Annotated in this window: 16 protein-coding genes and 1 riboswitch; of the genes, 8 read left to right on the top strand and 8 right to left on the bottom strand. The window is 69.5% G+C overall.

Annotation, left to right across the window (positions count from 1 at the left end):
- Positions 1–28 precede the first annotated feature (28 nt).
- From gcvP to gcvT, 3 genes are all read right to left on the bottom strand, one after another.
- Entirely contained in the window at positions 29–2,926 is a 2,898-nt protein-coding gene (gene gcvP / locus K2F54_RS09340; RefSeq protein WP_220605586.1) for an aminomethyl-transferring glycine dehydrogenase, read from the bottom strand.
- Positions 2,927–2,979: 53 nt separating this feature from the next.
- Entirely contained in the window at positions 2,980–3,351 is a 372-nt protein-coding gene (gene gcvH / locus K2F54_RS09335; RefSeq protein ID WP_220605585.1) for a glycine cleavage system protein GcvH, read from the bottom strand.
- 162 nt (positions 3,352–3,513) lie between these two features.
- Positions 3,514–4,674: a glycine cleavage system aminomethyltransferase GcvT gene (gcvT, locus tag K2F54_RS09330; RefSeq protein WP_220605584.1), complete on the bottom strand. Its 1,161-nt coding sequence runs from the start codon at positions 4,672–4,674 to the stop codon at positions 3,514–3,516.
- 214 nt (positions 4,675–4,888) lie between these two features.
- A riboswitch (glycine riboswitch) is annotated at positions 4,889–4,986 on the bottom strand.
- 185 nt (positions 4,987–5,171) lie between these two features.
- Here gcvT and K2F54_RS09325 point away from each other — a divergent pair.
- A complete protein-coding gene (locus K2F54_RS09325) occupies positions 5,172–6,758 on the top strand; it encodes an HNH endonuclease signature motif containing protein (RefSeq protein ID WP_220605583.1) in 1,587 nt (528 codons plus the stop codon).
- An 86-nt stretch (positions 6,759–6,844) separates the two neighbouring features.
- Here the strand turns inward: K2F54_RS09325 and K2F54_RS09320 are convergent, their stop codons facing one another.
- Positions 6,845–7,333 (bottom strand): GNAT family N-acetyltransferase, encoded by a 489-nt coding sequence (locus K2F54_RS09320; RefSeq protein WP_220605582.1) that lies wholly within the window; start codon positions 7,331–7,333, stop codon positions 6,845–6,847.
- A 40-nt stretch (positions 7,334–7,373) separates the two neighbouring features.
- Here K2F54_RS09320 and K2F54_RS09315 point away from each other — a divergent pair, with 40 nt between their 5' ends.
- The 4 genes from K2F54_RS09315 to K2F54_RS09300 all read left to right on the top strand — a co-directional run bounded on the left by K2F54_RS09315 (position 7,374) and on the right by K2F54_RS09300 (position 10,824).
- Positions 7,374–7,799 carry a GNAT family acetyltransferase gene (locus K2F54_RS09315; protein ID WP_220605581.1) on the top strand — a complete coding sequence of 142 codons (426 nt, stop codon included), beginning with the start codon at positions 7,374–7,376 and terminating at the stop codon, positions 7,797–7,799.
- Positions 7,800–7,898: 99 nt separating this feature from the next.
- Complete coding sequence (locus tag K2F54_RS09310) at positions 7,899–8,684, top strand: LON peptidase substrate-binding domain-containing protein (RefSeq protein ID WP_255576910.1); 786 nt, start codon at positions 7,899–7,901, stop codon at positions 8,682–8,684.
- A 75-nt stretch (positions 8,685–8,759) separates the two neighbouring features.
- Positions 8,760–9,089 carry a toxin-antitoxin system YwqK family antitoxin gene (locus K2F54_RS09305; RefSeq protein WP_220605580.1) on the top strand — a complete coding sequence of 110 codons (330 nt, stop codon included), beginning with the start codon at positions 8,760–8,762 and terminating at the stop codon, positions 9,087–9,089.
- Between the two features lie 4 nt (positions 9,090–9,093).
- Positions 9,094–10,824, top strand: coding sequence for an FAD-dependent monooxygenase (locus K2F54_RS09300; RefSeq protein ID WP_220605579.1), 1,731 nt, complete (start codon positions 9,094–9,096; stop codon positions 10,822–10,824).
- Positions 10,825–10,867: 43 nt separating this feature from the next.
- On the opposite strand, the gene K2F54_RS09295 is transcribed toward K2F54_RS09300, so the two are convergent.
- The 3 genes from K2F54_RS09295 to K2F54_RS09285 all read right to left on the bottom strand — a co-directional run bounded on the left by K2F54_RS09295 (position 10,868) and on the right by K2F54_RS09285 (position 12,789).
- The gene (locus tag K2F54_RS09295; RefSeq protein WP_220605578.1) at positions 10,868–11,611 is read right to left on the bottom strand and encodes a hypothetical protein; all 744 of its coding nucleotides are present in this window, start codon (positions 11,609–11,611) and stop codon (positions 10,868–10,870) included.
- Positions 11,612–11,640: 29 nt separating this feature from the next.
- On the bottom strand, positions 11,641–11,949 hold the full coding sequence (locus tag K2F54_RS09290; RefSeq protein ID WP_220605577.1) for a hypothetical protein: 309 nt from the start codon (positions 11,947–11,949) through the stop codon (positions 11,641–11,643).
- A gap of 108 nt (positions 11,950–12,057) precedes the next feature.
- Complete coding sequence (locus tag K2F54_RS09285; protein WP_220605576.1) at positions 12,058–12,789, bottom strand: DUF2461 domain-containing protein; 732 nt, start codon at positions 12,787–12,789, stop codon at positions 12,058–12,060.
- A 201-nt stretch (positions 12,790–12,990) separates the two neighbouring features.
- On the opposite strand from K2F54_RS09285, the gene K2F54_RS09280 reads away from it, so the two are divergent.
- Positions 12,991–13,836, top strand: coding sequence for an alpha/beta hydrolase (locus K2F54_RS09280; RefSeq protein WP_308287593.1), 846 nt, complete (start codon positions 12,991–12,993; stop codon positions 13,834–13,836).
- Positions 13,837–13,887: 51 nt separating this feature from the next.
- Here the strand turns inward: K2F54_RS09280 and K2F54_RS09275 are convergent, their stop codons facing one another.
- Positions 13,888–14,484 carry an HhH-GPD-type base excision DNA repair protein gene (locus K2F54_RS09275; RefSeq protein WP_220605575.1) on the bottom strand — a complete coding sequence of 199 codons (597 nt, stop codon included), beginning with the start codon at positions 14,482–14,484 and terminating at the stop codon, positions 13,888–13,890.
- A 159-nt stretch (positions 14,485–14,643) separates the two neighbouring features.
- Here K2F54_RS09275 and K2F54_RS09270 point away from each other — a divergent pair, with 159 nt between their 5' ends.
- On the top strand, positions 14,644–14,964 hold the full coding sequence (locus tag K2F54_RS09270) for a hypothetical protein (RefSeq protein WP_255576907.1): 321 nt from the start codon (positions 14,644–14,646) through the stop codon (positions 14,962–14,964).
- A gap of 57 nt (positions 14,965–15,021) precedes the next feature.
- Positions 15,022–16,053, top strand: a complete 1,032-nt coding sequence (locus K2F54_RS09265; protein WP_220605574.1) for a PHP domain-containing protein — start codon at positions 15,022–15,024, stop codon at positions 16,051–16,053.
- Positions 16,054–16,133 lie beyond the last annotated feature (80 nt).

The raw sequence follows: 16,133 nt of genomic DNA, 5'->3' as shown, positions 1-16,133 counted from the left end.
GCTCGACCAGCGAACGTGCGGAGTGGCTTTACTCGAAGGCCTCCGGCGGCGGGCAGGCGCAGACCAGGTTGCGGTCACCGTAGGCGTTGTCGATGCGTCGCACCGGCGCCCAGTACTTGTTGCGGATGAGCGTGCGCACCGGGTAGACCGCGACCTCGCGAGTGTACGGATGCGTCCACTCCCCCTCGATCACGCTCTGGGCGGTGTGCGGTGCGTTGTGCAGCGGGTTGTCGTCGGCCGGCCACGTGCCGGCGGCCACGGCATCCGCCTCGGCCTTGATGCCGATCATGGCCTCGATGAACCGGTCGATCTCGCCGAGGTCCTCGCTCTCGGTGGGTTCCACCATCAGGGTGCCCGCCACCGGGAAGCTCATCGTAGGCGCGTGGAAGCCGTAGTCGACGAGGCGCTTGGCCACGTCGTCGACGGTGACCCCTGTGGCCGCGGTGAGCGGGCGCAGGTCGAGGATGCACTCGTGCGCGACCAGGCCGTTGTCGCCGGCGTAGAGCACCGGGTAGTGTCCGCTGAGCTGCTTGGCCACGTAGTTGGCGGCCAGAACGGCCGCGCCGGTGGCCTGCTTGAGGCCGTCCGCGCCCATCATGCGCACATACGCCCACGAGATCGGCAGGATGCTCGGGCTGCCGTACGGCGCGGCCGAGACCGGACCTCCGCCGTGCACGACGGTCTCGGTGCCGGTTGCGCCGAGCAGGTAGTGCTCATCGCTCTGCGCCAGCGGGTGCCCTGGCAGGAACGGGGCCAGGTGCGCCTTGGCCGCGACCGGGCCGACGCCGGGGCCGCCGCCGCCGTGCGGGATGCAGAAGGTCTTGTGCAGGTTGAGGTGCGACACGTCGCCGCCGAAGTCGCCGAACCGGGCGAAGCCGAGCAGGGCGTTGAGGTTGGCGCCGTCCACGTAGACCTGGCCGCCGGCGCCGTGCACGGCGGCGCAGATGGTGCTCACCTCGTGCTCGTACACCCCGTGGGTGGAGGGGTAGGTGATCATCAGCGCGGCGAGGTTCTCGGCGTGCTGGGCGATCTTGGCCCGCAGGTCATCGAGATCGACGTTGCCGAGCTCGTCGCAGGCGACGACCACGACGCGCATGCCGGCCAGCACCGCGGAGGCGGCGTTGGTGCCGTGCGCGCTGGACGGGATCAGGCAGACGGTGCGGTCGACGTCGCCGTTGGCGAGGTGGAACCCGCGGATGGCGAGGAGCCCGGCGAGTTCACCCTGGCTGCCTGCGTTGGGCTGCAGCGACACGGAGTCGTAGCCGGTGACATCCGTCAGCCAGGTTTCGAGCTGGCGGATGAGTTCGAGGTAGCCCTCGACGTCGGCCCGGGGCGCGAACGGGTGCAGCCCGCCGAACTCTGGCCAGGTGACGGCCTCCATCTCGGTGGCGGCGTTGAGCTTCATGGTGCAGGAACCCAGCGGGATCATGCCGCGGTCCAGGGCGTAGTCGTAATCGGCGAGGCGCTTGAGGTAGCGCATCATGCTCGTCTCCGAGCGGTGCGTGTTGAACACGGCGTGGGTGAGGTACTCGCTGGTGCGGGCCAGGTCGTCGGGCAGGCCGGGCTGGATCACAGCGAGGTCGACGTGGCCGAAGGCGTCGCGGCCGCCGAAGAAGCCCACGACGGCAGTGAGGTCGGCCGCGGTGGTGGTTTCGTCGACCGAGATGCCGATGGTCGTCGCATCCACCTGGTGCAGGTTGTAGCCGGCGGCGGCGGCCTGCGCGACGATGGCGGCGGCCCCGGCGGGCACGGCGACCCGCACGGTGTCGAAGAAGCTGTCGTTGATCACGTCGACGCCGAAGGCGCGAAGGGCGGCCACGAGGGCGCCGGCGCGTTCGTGCACCTCAGTGGCGATCGCCTTGAGACCCTCTGGTCCGTGGTAGACCGCGTACATGCCCGCCATCACGGCGAGCAGCACCTGGGCGGTGCAGATGTTAGAGGTGGCCTTGTCGCGGCGGATGTGCTGCTCGCGCACCTGCAGTGACAGACGGTAGGCGGGGTGGCCGGCGGCGTCCACGCTCACGCCCACGAGACGGCCGGGCATCTGGCGCTCGAGGCCCTTGCGCACGGCGAGGTAGCCGGCGTGCGGTCCGCCGAAGCCCATCGGCACACCGAAACGCTGGCTGGTGCCCACGGCCACGTCGGCGCCGAGCTCGCCGGGCGAGGTGATCAGGGTGAGGGCGAGAAGGTCCGCGGCGACGATGGCGAGGGCTTTGTTCTCGTGCGCGAGCGCGATCACGCCGGCGGGGTTCCACACCCGGCCGGAGGCGCCGGGGTACTGCACGAAGATGCCGAAGTAGTCGCCGAGGTCCGCCGCGGTGGTGTGCTCGTCCAGGGGCAGCACGACCAGCTCGAGGCCGAGGGCGTTGGCACGGTTGCCGAGCAGCGCGTGGGTCTGGGGCAGGGCATCCGCGTCGACGATGAAGCGGTTCGACGGCGCCTTGGACGCGCGGCGGGCCAACAGCATGCCCTCCACCACGGCGGTGGACTCGTCGAGCATCGACCCGTTGGCGGTCGCCATGCCGGTGAGGTCGGCGACCATGGTCTGGAAGTTGATGATCGCCTCGAGGCGACCCTGACTGATCTCGGGCTGGTACGGCGTGTACGCGGTGTACCAGCTGGGGTTCTCCAGCACGTTGCGCTTGATCACGGCCGGCGTGATCGTGTCGTAATAGCCCAGCCCGATCATCGAACGCTTGACATCGTTCTTGTCGGCCAGGGCGCGCAGCTCCTGGATGGCCTCGCGCTCGGTGGCGGCCGGCGGCAGGGTGCTGTCGCCGGGCGTGCGGAACTGCTCGACCTGGATGGTGGCCGGAACGGCCGCGTTGACGAGCGCCTCGACGCTGTCGTGGCCGAGGACGGCCAGCATGCGGGACTGCGCGTCGGCATCCGTGCCGATGTGACGCTGGGTGAAGGGCTGCGACATGTGTGGAGGGGCTCTTTCCGGGGTCAGTCAGGTCTGGTTGTTGAGTGCGGCGGCTATTCGCCGATGATGGCGGAGTACTCGGCGTAGCTGAGCAGTGTCGGCAGGGTCTCGAAGGTCACCTTGATGAGCCAGCCGTCGCCGAGCGGGTCGCTGTTGACGAGCTCGGGGCTGTCGACGACGGCGTCGTTGATTTCGGCGACGGTGCCGTCGATGGGGGCGAAGAGTTCGCCCACCGATTTGGTCGACTCGATCTCGCCGACGACGGTGCCGGCGGCGAGAGCGCTGCCGACCTCTGGGAGCTCGACGAAGACGACGTCGCCGAGCTTGTCGGCGGCGTACGCGGTGATGCCGACGGTGGCGGTGTCGCCGTCAACGAGCACCCACTCGTGCTCTGCGGTGTACTGGAGTTCGGTCTTGTCGGCCATGGGGTTTCCTCTCAAAGGGCGATCACAGGGTTTATCACTGGGGTTGATCAAGGGGGGGGGGTGGATCAAGTCAGGGGTTGATCAGTTCGGGGATGATGCGCGGATGATTCGGCGGCACCGACGGAGCGGATGCCAGGGGCCGGGCCATCCGCTGAACACGGTTTACTTGCGGCGCTTGTAGAACGGCAGGGCGATGACCGTGGCCGGAGCGCGCGTGCCGCGCACATCGATGAAGACCTCGGTGTCGAGTCGGGCGAGCGCCGGGGGCAGGTAGGCCATGGCGATCGGGTAGCCGAGGGTGGGCGAGAGGGCACCGCTGGTGATGACTCCCTCCGCTTCGGTGGCGTCGGGGCTGCGGAAGATCTCGTAGCCGGCACGGCCGGCACGCTTGCCGGCCGAGACCAGGCCGACGAGCACGGGGGCGTCGCCGGACGGACCCTCTTCGCTGGCGGTGCGGCCCACGAAATCGGTGGGCTTGGCGAGGTTGACCACTCGGCCCAGGCCCGCCTGGGCGGGGTAGGTGGAAGTGGTGAGTTCGTGGCCGTAGAGCGGCATGCCGGCTTCGAGGCGCAGGGTGTCGCGGCTGGCCAGGCCGGCTGGAACGAGGTCGTGCGGGGCGCCGGCGATGACCAGGGCGTCCCAGAGGTCGAGCGCCTGGGCGTTGGGCAGGTAGAGCTCGAAGCCGTCTTCGCCGGTGTAGCCGGTGCGGGCGATGAGCACAGGGGCGCCATTGAAGGTGGCGGTGATGGCGCGGTAGTAGCGCAGGCTGACGAGGTCGGCATGGGTGCTGAGCGCGGTGGTGGCCTGCACGATGGCGAGGGCGTTGGGGCCCTGCACGGCAATGAGGGCGGTGTCGTCGCTCTCGTCGGTCACCGTGACGTCGAACCGGGCGGACCGACTGGTGAGAGCTTCCAGCGCCTGGTCGTGGTTGCCGGCGTTGGCCACGACGAGAAACTCGGACTCGCCGGTGCGGTAGACAACGAGGTCGTCGATGATGCCGCCGCGCGAGTTGAGCAGCAGGCTGTACTTGGCCTGCATCAGGTCGATCGCCGAGAGCTGGCCGGCCAGGGCGTGGTCGAGGAACTCGCCGGCCTGCGGGCCGCTCACCCGGATCTCGGCCATGTGGGACAGGTCGAACAGGCCCGCTGCCTTGCGCACGGCGTGGTGCTCGGCGAGGTCGCTGGAGTAGCGCACGGGCATCTGCCAGCCGGCGAAGTCGGTGAAGCTCGCTCCCGCGGCGACGTGCGCGGCGTGCAACGGCGAGAACCGCTCGGTTGCGGCGGAGTCGTGCGAGGCGGTGGTGTCAGGGCTGGACGAGGTCATGAGTTCTCCGGTTCATCGCCGGGCTGCGTGCCGGACGAGGTGCTCCGGGGCTCGTTCGAACCCCGTTGGGAACTCCCCCTCTGTCGTCAGGCCTGAGAGCTTCGCGGGCGCAGGTGCTGCGCCGCTTTCACCATGGGCGGGACTTGGCAGTTCTGACCGGGTCCCGCACAGGCAGGAGCCGGACGCGCTGTGCTCGTCCGCTTTTCAGAGTGGCCCGTTCGATGCGGTACGAGTACCTGAGAGATTGTCGGGGAGGATTGCTCCTTCGGTGTTCGCTCGTCTGACGACGTCGAACTCTCCCGCATCAAGCGTTTGGCCGGGTCTATTCGGTTATTGGTCGTGCCGGAGAAGTCTAGCCGACGAACCCCGCCCACGAACCGTGCGTCCGGCCCCAGAATCCCGCGAGTTTCGGGCTCCTTTCACGGCTGTCTTCATGGGCTGTTCTGAGGGCTGGCGGGCGAGGCGTGAATGTCGGTGGTAGCTGAGATGATCTCAGTATGAGTAGCCCAGACCAGGCACCACCGCCAGTTCCGGACGATGACGACTACTCTCCGGAACCCGTTCCACCCGGATCCACCCCCGCCCCTGACCATCCGACCGGCGCCGATCGGGCCGGTCCCGACTGGGTGCGCACGGAGCTCGTGCGGCGCACCGAGCTGATCGCGGCCGAGCACCGCGCCATCGCCCAAGCGCAGGCCCGGCAGGCCGAACGGCTGGTCGAACTCCAGCTCTGGAGCGAGGAGCCGCAGGTGGCGTCCCGTCTGCAGGGCAGCCTGGAAGCCAGTCACCTGGCCGACCCGAACGCCGCGACGCTCAGCGCCTGTCAGGCCCGTGCCGTCGAGTTCGGCCGGTGGGAAGACCGCGAGGTCGCGCGGCGCACGATCGTGAGCGAAACCGCGTGCCTGCTGCGGTTATCCGAACGCACCGTGGAACGACTCCTCGACGAGTCGCTCTGGCTCTCTTCCACCACGGCCACGTTCGAAGCGCTCTCGGCGGGTGAGATCAGTTACCCGCACGCCAAGGCGTTGATCGATCAGATGCGCACCCTGCCCGAGGAGGACCAGGCCGCGTTCGAGGAAGCGGTGCTGCCGCACGCGAAAACCCTGCCGGTGGGCCGGTTCGCCAACCGGGCCCACCGGTTGCGGGAGAAGCAGCACCCGGAGTCGATTGTGACCCGCACGAACAACGCTCTCGCCGACCGGCACACCCGGTGGGAACCCGCCGCCGACGGGATGGGCTGGTTGCACTGGTACGGCACCGCGCACGACACCAAATCCGCGTTCGACCGCATCGACAGCACTACCAAGACCTTGCAGAAGCACGGCGACACCGGCTCGGGAACGGGCGAGGGCACGGGGTCGGCGGCTGAGCGGGCCGAAGCCGAACAGCAGCGCAAACGTGGCCTAGCCCAACTCAGGGCAGATATCACCCGGGCACTGCTGCTGGACGGTGTCACCCCCGACGGGCTCGGCGCCGGCATCCGCGGCACGGTCATGATCACCGTGCCGGTACTCACGCTGCTCGGCCAGAGCGATGAACCGGCCACCCTCGAGGGCTACGGGCCGATCTCACCGGAGACCGCCCGGGAGATCGCCGCCGGCGCACCCAGCTTCACCCGGCTGCTCACCCACCCCGAAACCGGCGTCGTGCTCTCCCTGGGGAAAACCCAGTACAAGAACACCAAGGCCATGAAGAAATGGTTGCGGATGCGCGATGAAACCTGCCGGTTCCCCGGCTGCAACCGGCCGGCGGTGAAATCCGATGTCGATCACACCGACGACTGGGCCAACGGCGGAACAACCGACTGCGACAACCTCGCCCATCTCTGCGAAGCCCACCACCGGCTCAAACACCTCTCCCAGTGGCAGGTCGTTCAGGAACCCGGTGGGGTGCTGCTCTGGACCTCGCCGGGCAAGCGCAGCTACCGCACCGACCCGGCCAACCCGGTCGCGCCACCCCGACCCCGGCCACCGGTGGTGACGCCCAAGAAACGCAGACGACCCGCTGCGGCGAGCTACCTGATGCCCGAACAGCAACCGACACGACGTCCGTCACCACCGGTACCCGAGAACCCACCGTTCTGACCGGAATTTGTCGGCATAATCGCGTCCGCTGTTTCCACCGCAACGCGAAGACATCTCACGCAGCAGTCCTGGGAGGAGCGCCTGCACTAGAGCAGCAGCTTGAAACCCACGTGAGAGGAACTGAAACCGAGGCCTTCGTAGAATCTGTGGGCGTCGAGACGGGAGGAATCTGAGGTCAGCTGCACGAGGCGGCATCCGCTGGCGCGGGCATACTCCACCGCCCAGGTGAGCATCGCGCTGCCCAGGCCGTTGCCGCGCAGCGCCGCGCTCACCCGCACGGCCTCGATCTGCAGGCGCGTGGCGCCCGACCGCGCCAGGCCGGGCAACACCGTGAGCTGTTGCGTGCCCACGACCAGGCCGGCCGGATCCTCGACGACCACGAGCAGATGGGCGGCATCGGCGTCGATGGCGGCGAACGCGGTCAGGTACGGCGCCAGGTCGGCTGGAGCCGCGGATTCCTCGGCCGCTCGGAGCTGGTCGTCGGCGAGCAGGCCGACGATCGCGGCCACATCTGTGGCGAGCGCCCGCCGCAGTCTGAACGGTCCGCCGGGCAGTTCAAAAACGGTCTCAGTCATCCGTTCAGCATGCCAGTTCGCCCCCGGGCAGAATGGACCGATGAACAGTGCACCGATAGCGATCGCTGACGTCTCCCCCGCCCAGTTCCCCGCGGTGATTGCCCTGTGGGAGGAAGCCGGACTGACGCGTCCGTGGAATCCGCCGGCCGCGGACCTGCAGCGGGCACTTGAGACCGAGACCTCCACCGTGCTCGCCGCGGTGGCGCAAGGCCGACTCGTCGGCACCGTGATGGTGGGCCACGACGGGCACCGTGGCTGGGTGTACTACCTAGCGGTGACCGGCAGCGAACGCGGCACGGGCCTCGGCCGGCTGCTGATGCAGGCCGCCGAAACCTGGCTGGTCGACCGCCGGGCCGTGAAGGTGCAGCTCATGGTTCGTCAGACCAACACCGCCGTGACCGGCTTCTATGATCGCCTGGGCTACACGGATGCCGACGTTCGGGTGCTCGCCAAACGGCTCGACTGAAGCACTGCCGGCGGCCACCAGATCGCCGTGGGCGCCGGTGACGGATGTCGGTGCCGGTCCACGCTTGGTATTCGGGCGGGAGCGTGCTTCGCTGGGACCATGTCGAATCGAGAAGGCCCGCCCGACGAGCCCGGCACGCCGGACCGCTCGGCCGGAGCACGCGCGGAGGCCGACCCGTCCGGCCTGCCGATGTTCCCGCTCGGTTCGGTGCTGTTTCCCTATATGCCCTTGCAGTTGCGGGTCTTCGAGCAGCGTTACCTGATGATGCTGGCCCGCATTCTCGAGTCCGAACCGGCCGAATTCGGGGTTGTGCTGATCGAACGCGGTCAGGAGGTCGGCGGCGGCGAGCATCCGTTCAGCACGGGCACCGTCGCACAGGTCATCGAGCTGGTGGCACCGGAGGGCTTCGTGGGCCTGGTCGCCCAGGGAGACCGGCGAATCGAGGTCGTCGAGTGGAACGATGACACTCCATACCCGCAGGCTGTGGTTCGCGAGCTGCCGGCCCTGGAATGGGATGACGCCCTCACACCCCTGCGCATCCTCGCCGAGCAGACCGTGCGCCGCACCCTCGCCCTGGCCAGTGAATTCACCGACGACGCCTGGTCGGCGGATGTCGCCCTGTCGGAGGACCCGGTGGAGGCCGCCTGGCAGCTGGCCGGCATCGCTCCTGTCGGTCCGCTCGATCAGGTGGCGATGCTGCGGTCCACCACCATGGCCGGGCTCCTGCGCTCGATCTTCGACCACACCGAGGCGGCGGCAGACGCCTTCCGGCTACCGAGCACCGCTGAAGCTCTCGACGACACCGCGTTCGACGAGAACGGCTTCGACGACACCGGGTTCGGAAGCGACGACGCCGGCCCCGACGATCAGGACCCGCGGAACTAAGCGCCCTGAACTCGCCGACCGAACTCACCGGCAGCGCACCTAGAGCGCTCGGCCGTTCCGGGGCAGCATGGTGGCATGCCCACTCCGCCGTCAGCGCCCTCGTCGCCGTCCACGAGTCGTCTCGTCCCCCGGCACGACAGGTTCGCCGACGGCTCCGTTAGAGCCAGCGGCTTCGAGCTCGACGGCGAGCTGCACGGCCACTGGGAGTGGTTCCGCGTGGACGGTTCCCTGATGCGCTCCGGAGAGTTCGACCTCGGCAACCAGGTGGGTCTCTGGCGCACCTGGGACCGCGCGGGTCGCCTGGTGAAGGAGACCTCGTTCGGCCCCGCTTCCTCGCCCCTCGAACCCCTGGACAGTGCCACCGAGGACACCGCCCCCGACCAGGCCGAACCAGCCGCACAGTGACGCCGTGGCCAGGCGGCGAAGTGCACCGACCGCTTCGACGGCTGACGCCGCCTTCGACACCGACGTCCTGATCATCGGCGCCGGCCCCACCGGGCTCACCCTCGCCCGCGAACTGCACAGCCTCGGGGTGTCCGCGCGCCTCATCGACAGTGCGGCGGATGCCGCGCACGAATCCCGCGCACTGGCAATCCAGGCGCGCACCCTCGAGGTGCTGGCTCGCAACCGGTTGGCCGACGACCTCGTCACCGCGGGCAACCCGAGCACCACCCTGCTCCTGCACGAGCGCACCACCGCCGCCACCGGCCGCACCCACGCCATCCCCCTGTTCGATTCGGCGCTCGGCGACACTCGGTTCCCCTTCCTGCTCTTTCTCTCCCAGGCCGCCACCGAACGCGTACTCGTCGAACGTCTCACCAGCACGGGGGTGGGCATCCGCCGCGGGCTCACCCTCACCGGTCTCACCCAGGACCCGACCGGAGTCACCGCTACGCTCGAGTCCCCCGGAGCACCGGCCCGCGTCGTGCGGGCACGCTACCTCGTGGGTTGCGACGGCGCGCACAGCACCACCCGACACCTGGCCGGGATCGATTTCAGCGGCCGGGCATACGCGCAGAGGTTCTTGCTTGCCGACGTGGAGATCGACGGGTTGGAACCGGGCCGGGTGCACGTCTACCTGGCCAGGTCCGGCCCGCTGTTCGTGTTCCCGCTCGGGCACCCGGCCAGCTGGCGGGTGCTCGTGGAACTGCCGAGATCGACCCCAGCCGGGCCGATCACTCTGCCGCTCGTGCAGGCGGCCGTCTCCCGCCACACCAGGGAGCAGCTCGTGCTGCGCGACCCGGCCTGGCTGGCCGAATTCACCGTCAGCAGCCGCCTCGCCGACTCGTTCCGGCTCGGACGGGTGTTCCTGGCCGGCGATGCGGCCCACATCCACAGTCCGGCCGGTGCGCAGGGCATGAACACGGGCATTCAGGATGCGGTGAACCTGGGCTGGAAGCTCGCTCTGGTGTGTCGCGGCGAGGCCCGCCCCGCGCTGCTCGAGACGTACCAGCGCGAGAGGATGCCCGTGGCCCGATCGGTCCTGGCGACCACCGACCGCGCCTTCAGGGTGGCCACGGCCCAGGTGCCCCTCGTGCGCGACCTGCGGGCGGCCCTCGGACCCCGGCTGGCGGCGGTCGTGCTGCGCAGTGGGCTGGTCCGGCGGGCCGGTTTCCGGTTGATCTCCGAGCTGGGCATCCAGTACCGGCGCAGCCCCCTGTCTGTCGAAGGGCAGCCCCGACCCGCCGGCGGTCCGCGGCCGGGCCAACGTTTTCCCCAGCCCGGCATGGGCACAACGACCGGCGTGACTCGACCGGCCGAGCCGCGCCCATCGAGCGCACCGAACGGACCTGGCACACCGAACGGACCCGCGCGACGCCCGCCGGTCTTCCGCCTGCTGCTCTGCGGGCCGGCCGGGAACTGGCCCGCCGCCCGGGTGCGCGAGTTCGCCGCGAACTGGGCGCACCTGGTGGAGGTGGAGCACCGGCCGGACGCCCCACGCTCCCGGTGGTCCGCTGCCCCGCGGGCCGCCGCCACGTCGAGTCGACGCCCCGGTACCGCCCAGTACCTCGTGCGCTGGGACGGCTACGTCGGCTTCCGAACCGGGGGCACCGATCTGGCCGGAGTCGCCGGCTATCTCCGCCGTCTCGGCGCCCGGCCCCGTTCCGCCCCCGAGACGCCCCGCGGCCAGGCCGGATAGCCCCGTCCGATAGCCGCGGCCGGATACGACGCCCGCGACCTGGTCAGTCCACCAGGCGGCGTCGCATCCGCCACAGGGCCGCGCCGAGCGCGAGCATGAACAGAGGCAGACCGACCACGATCGCGACCAGATAGACCGGGTACACCAGATCGGCAATCGATTGTCCGGCCAGACGACCCACCAGCGCGCCCAGCGGCAGGAGTACCACCAGGGCGGGCAGCACGCCGAGAACAAGCACGGCCACGGGCAGCGACCTGGGCCGGGCGGACGCGACGCACAGCCCGGTGCTCCAGAGCGCACAGGCGAAGATCGCGGCGGACAACGCCCCCTGCGTGCCTGACATCTGCACCGCAAGGTAGGCGGCGAGCCCCCAGTCACGGTCGAGGCTGGCGATGTGGGTCACCGTGCCCGGAGCCTGCAGCCGGATCACCCCGGCCAGGAAGAACAGCACCACCGAGATCAGCCCGAGGCCCGTGACGAAGCGGGCGTACAGCGGCCGTGCCGAGCGCAGAGCCGTCTCGGCCACCGTGAGCACCAGCAGCAGCAGCAGGGCAATGGCCGACGTGGAGAGGGCCAAGCCGGACAACGAGTACGCGCTCGGGTTCACGGCAAACAGCGCCAGGCCCTCGGCTGGATTGTCGCCGTCGTCCATACCCTCGGTACGTGCCGTCGTCTCCAGCACAAAACCAGCCGCCCCCGCCAGCACGAAGAGCACCGCGCCGATCACTCCGGCGAGACCCGCACGCTGCTCCCGTCGCGCCGCCGCCGGCGATGTTGGATGAGACATCACCCTCCTCCGCGATCGCCAGCCGCGGGTCAGAGCACGATCGACAGCACGATGCGCAGCACCACCACCGCCAGAGTGACCCCGGACAGCACGAGGGCGGCCAGGCAGAGACCGCTTCCCACCGCGCCGGCGGGAATGACCCGGCGGGCCTGCAGCGTGAACATCAGGCCGACGGCGGCCACGACCAGCGCCGGCACCGGAAACAGCACGGCCAGCATCAGGCCGAGCAGCGAAATCCAGAAGCCGGGCACCCGACCGGGCGCCTTGGTCCAGTCGGCCTGCGGTGCGCCCAGAGAGAGCAGGCGGTTGCCCGCCATTTTGGCACGAGGGTCATCCATTGACTTCTCCTTCGAGGGCCCGTTGGACCGATTCGGCCGAGCCCGCTCTTGAGCCCATTCTCGCGCACTTCGGACGGCCAGGGCCTACGGCATGGTCGGCTTCGCCCGCTACGGACGGCTCCCCGCGGCCCGCCGGCGCCCGGTCCCCGTCTCTACCGCCAGCGGCGTGGCCGCGGCCAGCACCACGTTGAGCAGCTCGATGAACGGAGCCAGCGCCCTGAACCTCTCCAGCACGCGGTCGACGAAGTCGGCGTTCAGCGCCGCATCCCCCGGCATCAGCGCGAATTGCGCCCAGCTGCGCACCCGGAGCAGATCGGCGGCCGGATGCTCGGCGTCGAAGCCCCGCGGCGCACGCAGCAACGGACGCCCGTCGAATGGCTCGGCCAGCCCGGTCAGCGTGGCGTCCGTGAGCAGCGCGCGCACCTCGGCGTGGTGCTCGAGCAGGTACTCCCGAATGGCCCGCAACTGCGCCGGGCCCGGCGAGTACGCACCGCCGGCCACCATCACGCCGTGCACCCCCACCTGCAGGAAGAACCCGGCGCCACCGGCCTTTTCCAGACCCTGACGCGGCCAACTCGCGGCGAGATGGGTCTTGTACGGGGTCTTGTCGTTGGAGAACCTCACGTCGCGGTAGATCCGCAGCATCGCCTTGGCCGGCGGACGCACATAGTCCGGCGCGATATCGCTCAGCCCGGCGTTGATCGCCTCGATGACCTCGAGCATGGGGGCCTTCAGCTCGGTCTCATAGACCGGTTTGTGCTCCTGGAACCACTCGCGGTTGTTGCGATGCTCGAGTTCCTCCAGGAAGTCGAATGCCTGCTCGCTGAAATGGGGACCCACTGCACACTCCTCGACCGGTGACACCATGCCACTCGGCTGCTTCTATTCTCCCGCTCGGGGTGCCATCGCCGGCCGACCTCCGGGGTTGTCTGGGCGCGGGTAGCGGGTTAGATTCGGCGCATCTGTGCCCTCGTCCTCATCGATCCGCCCCACGCCCCACCACGACACAGCGGCCACCACCACGAAGCGGAAGGGACCATTGTGACCCACGACACGCTAACCCCCGACACCATCGTTCTCATCCACGGACTCTGGATGACGCCACGCAGCTGGGAACAGTGGGTTCCCTACTACGAGGCCAAGGGCTATCGGGTACTCACCCCCGGCTATCCCGGCTTCGAGATGGAGGTCGAGGCCCTGCGGGACAACCCCGACCTGATCGCTGACCTCACCGTGCCAGAGACAGTCGACCACCTCGCCGCGGTGATCGAGTCGCTCGACACCCCGCCCATCATCATGGGCCATTCCTTCGGCGGCACCCTGACCCAGCTCCTCACCGCCCGCGGGCTCGGTGCGGCGTCCGTGGCCATCAATTCGGCACCGACGGAGGGTGTGCGGGTCACGCCGCCGTCGCAGATCCGATCGTTCTTCCCGATCCTGTCCAACCCGGCGAACTACCACCGGGCCGTCGGCTACACGGCCGAGCAGTTCCACTACGTCTTCGCCAACACCCTCAGCCGCGAGGACTCCGACGCCGTCTACCAGCGCTACCACATCCCCGCACCGGGCAACTGGGTCTGGGCGTACGGGTTGATCGCGAACTTCAAGCCGGGCAAGCAGGAAACCTGGGTGGACTACTCCCAGAGCGACCGGGCACCGTTGCTCTTCATCGCCGGCGGCGACGACCACATCATGCCGCCCTCGGTGAACCGGTCCAACGCCGAGCACTACGGCAAGTCCACGGCGATCACCGACTACCACGAGTTCCCTGGCCGCTCACACTGGACCTGCGGCGAACCCGGCTGGGAGGCAGTGGCCGACTACGCGTTGGACTGGGCGGTGGAGCACGCCAGCGTCGCGCACATCCGTCGCGACGAACTGGCCTGACCGCCAACTGGCCCGGTCGACTCACCGCCGCACCGGGCGAACCGGCCTGGCCTAGCGGGATTTCTTGGTCGAGCCGGCGGCCGTCTCCTTGGCCGTCGCCTTCGCCGCCCGCTTGCTCTCCCGCACCCTGGCGAGCGATTCTGGGTCGACGATGTCGGCCACCGACCGATGCGAGCCCTCTTCGCCGTAGGGGGCGGATGCCTCGCGCCAGCCCGCCGCAGACACCCCGAGCCGCTTGCCGAGCAGGGCGAGGAAGATCTTGGCCTTCTGCTCCCCGAACCCGGGCAGGGCCTTGAGCCGGCGCAGCACCTCGGCACCGTCGGGATCGTCGGCGGTCCAGATCGCGGCCGCGTCACCGTTCCAGTCGTCGGCGACGACACCGGCGAGGGTCTGCACTCGACCGGCCATCGAGCCCGGGTACCTGTGCACCGCCGGGGTCTGTCGGAAAACCTCCACCAGAGCGTCCGGATCGTAGTCGGCGAGGGTTCTGGGTTCGAGATTGCCGATCCGGTCGCGGATCTTGGCCGGACCGGCGAACGCGGTCTCCATCGCGATCTGCTGGTCGAGCAGCATGCCGAGAAGTAGGGCGAAGGGGTCGTCGCTGAGCAGGGTATCGGCGGCGGCATCGCCGGTGAGATGCAGTGTCATCGGGCCATTCTGCCACCGACCCGCTCGGAGCGGCCGGCCGCATCCGGCCATTCGGGGGTGGCGCGCACCCGTTGGCACCCGGGCGGGTCGATGCCAGCATGGCGATAACCGGCCGTGCGGATCTACGCTGAGCGATCGTGCCGGAGGGAAGAGGTCATCATGTTGGACGTACCCGCCGGAAGCGTGATGCGCAGCTGGACCGGCTGGATCCGGCCGGAAGCCCGCGCCGCATACGCCAGTTACCTCGAACGCACCGGCCTGGCGGACTACCGGTCCACACCGGGCAACCTGGGTGCGGTCACCGTCTTCCGTGATCTGCCCGACGGCCGCTGCGAGGTGCGCACGGTCTCGTTCTGGCGCTCGTACACACACATCGCAGCCTTCGCCGGTGATGACATCGAGCTCGCCGTGTTCTACCCGGAAGATGACACCTTCCTGATCGACCGCGAGCTGATCGTGGCCCACTTCGAGGTCGCCTGACGGCAGCTCGCCGACCCGCACTCGCGCGCACAGCCGGTTCGGGCCGATGATGGCTGCATGGATGCCGTCGACGCCCTCAACGAGATCGCCTTCTGGCTGGAACGCGAACTCGCGCCGGCGTTCAAGGTGCAGGCATTTCGGAGGGCGGCTGGCATCGTCCAGTCGCTACCGGCGGCCGAGCTGGCCGATCGGGCGCGCACCGGGCGACTGACCAGTCTGAAGGGCATCGGCGGCCGCTCCGCCGAGGTGATCGGGCAGGCCGTGGACGGCGTCGTACCCGACTACCTGGAGAACCTCAGGCAGCGCGGCGCCGAACCGCTCAGCTCCGGCGGCCACGACCTGCTCGCCCTCCTCCACGGCGACCTGCATGCCCACAGCGACTGGTCGGACGGCACCACCAGCATCGAGCTGATGCGCGCCGCCGCCACCGCCCTGGGCAGGGACTACCAGGCGATCACCGACCATTCCCCCAACCTCACCGTCGCGAGCGGGCTCGATGCCGAACGGTTGGCCGAACAGCTTGAGGTTGTGGCCGATCTCAACGGCGCCGCCGCCGATGCCGGCGGCCGCGCACGGCTGCTCACCGGGATCGAGGTCGACATCCTCGAAGACGGCAGCCTCGATCAGACCCCGGAGCTGCTCGCCCGGCTCGACATCGTCGTCGCCAGCGTGCACTCCAAGCTGCGCGCGGACTCGCTCAGCATGACCAGGCGGATGCTCGCCGGCATCCGCGCCCCGCACACCAACATCCTCGGCCACTGCACCGGGCGGTTGCTCAGCGGATCCCGCGGCACCCGACCGCCGTCGACCTTCGATGCCCGGAAGGTGTTCGCGGCCTGTGCCGAACACGCCGTCGCGGTCGAGATCAATTCCCGGCCGGAACGTCAGGACCCGCCGGACGAGCTGATCCGGCTGGCCCTGGACGCGGGCTGCCTGTTCAGCATCGACACGGATGCGCACGCGCCAGGCCACCTCGACTTCCTGGCCTACGGGGCCGAACGGGCCGCCGCCGCGGGAGTGCCCGCTGAGCGCATCGTCACCACCTGGCCGGTCGAGAAGCTGTTGGACTGGGCAGGCGCGACACGGTGAGCATCCGCGTCGCCGAGTGCCGCCAGCACCCGGTCAGGATGCTTCGCTAGGTTGGTACCCTGCCGATATCGGCTGCCCCG

This window comes from Cryobacterium inferilacus, from assembly GCF_019599185.1.
Taxonomy (GTDB): Bacteria; Actinomycetota; Actinomycetes; order Actinomycetales; family Microbacteriaceae; genus Cryobacterium; species Cryobacterium inferilacus.
Note: the sequence above shows the minus strand (reverse complement) of the source record. Positions and strands in the feature narration are given on the sequence as shown.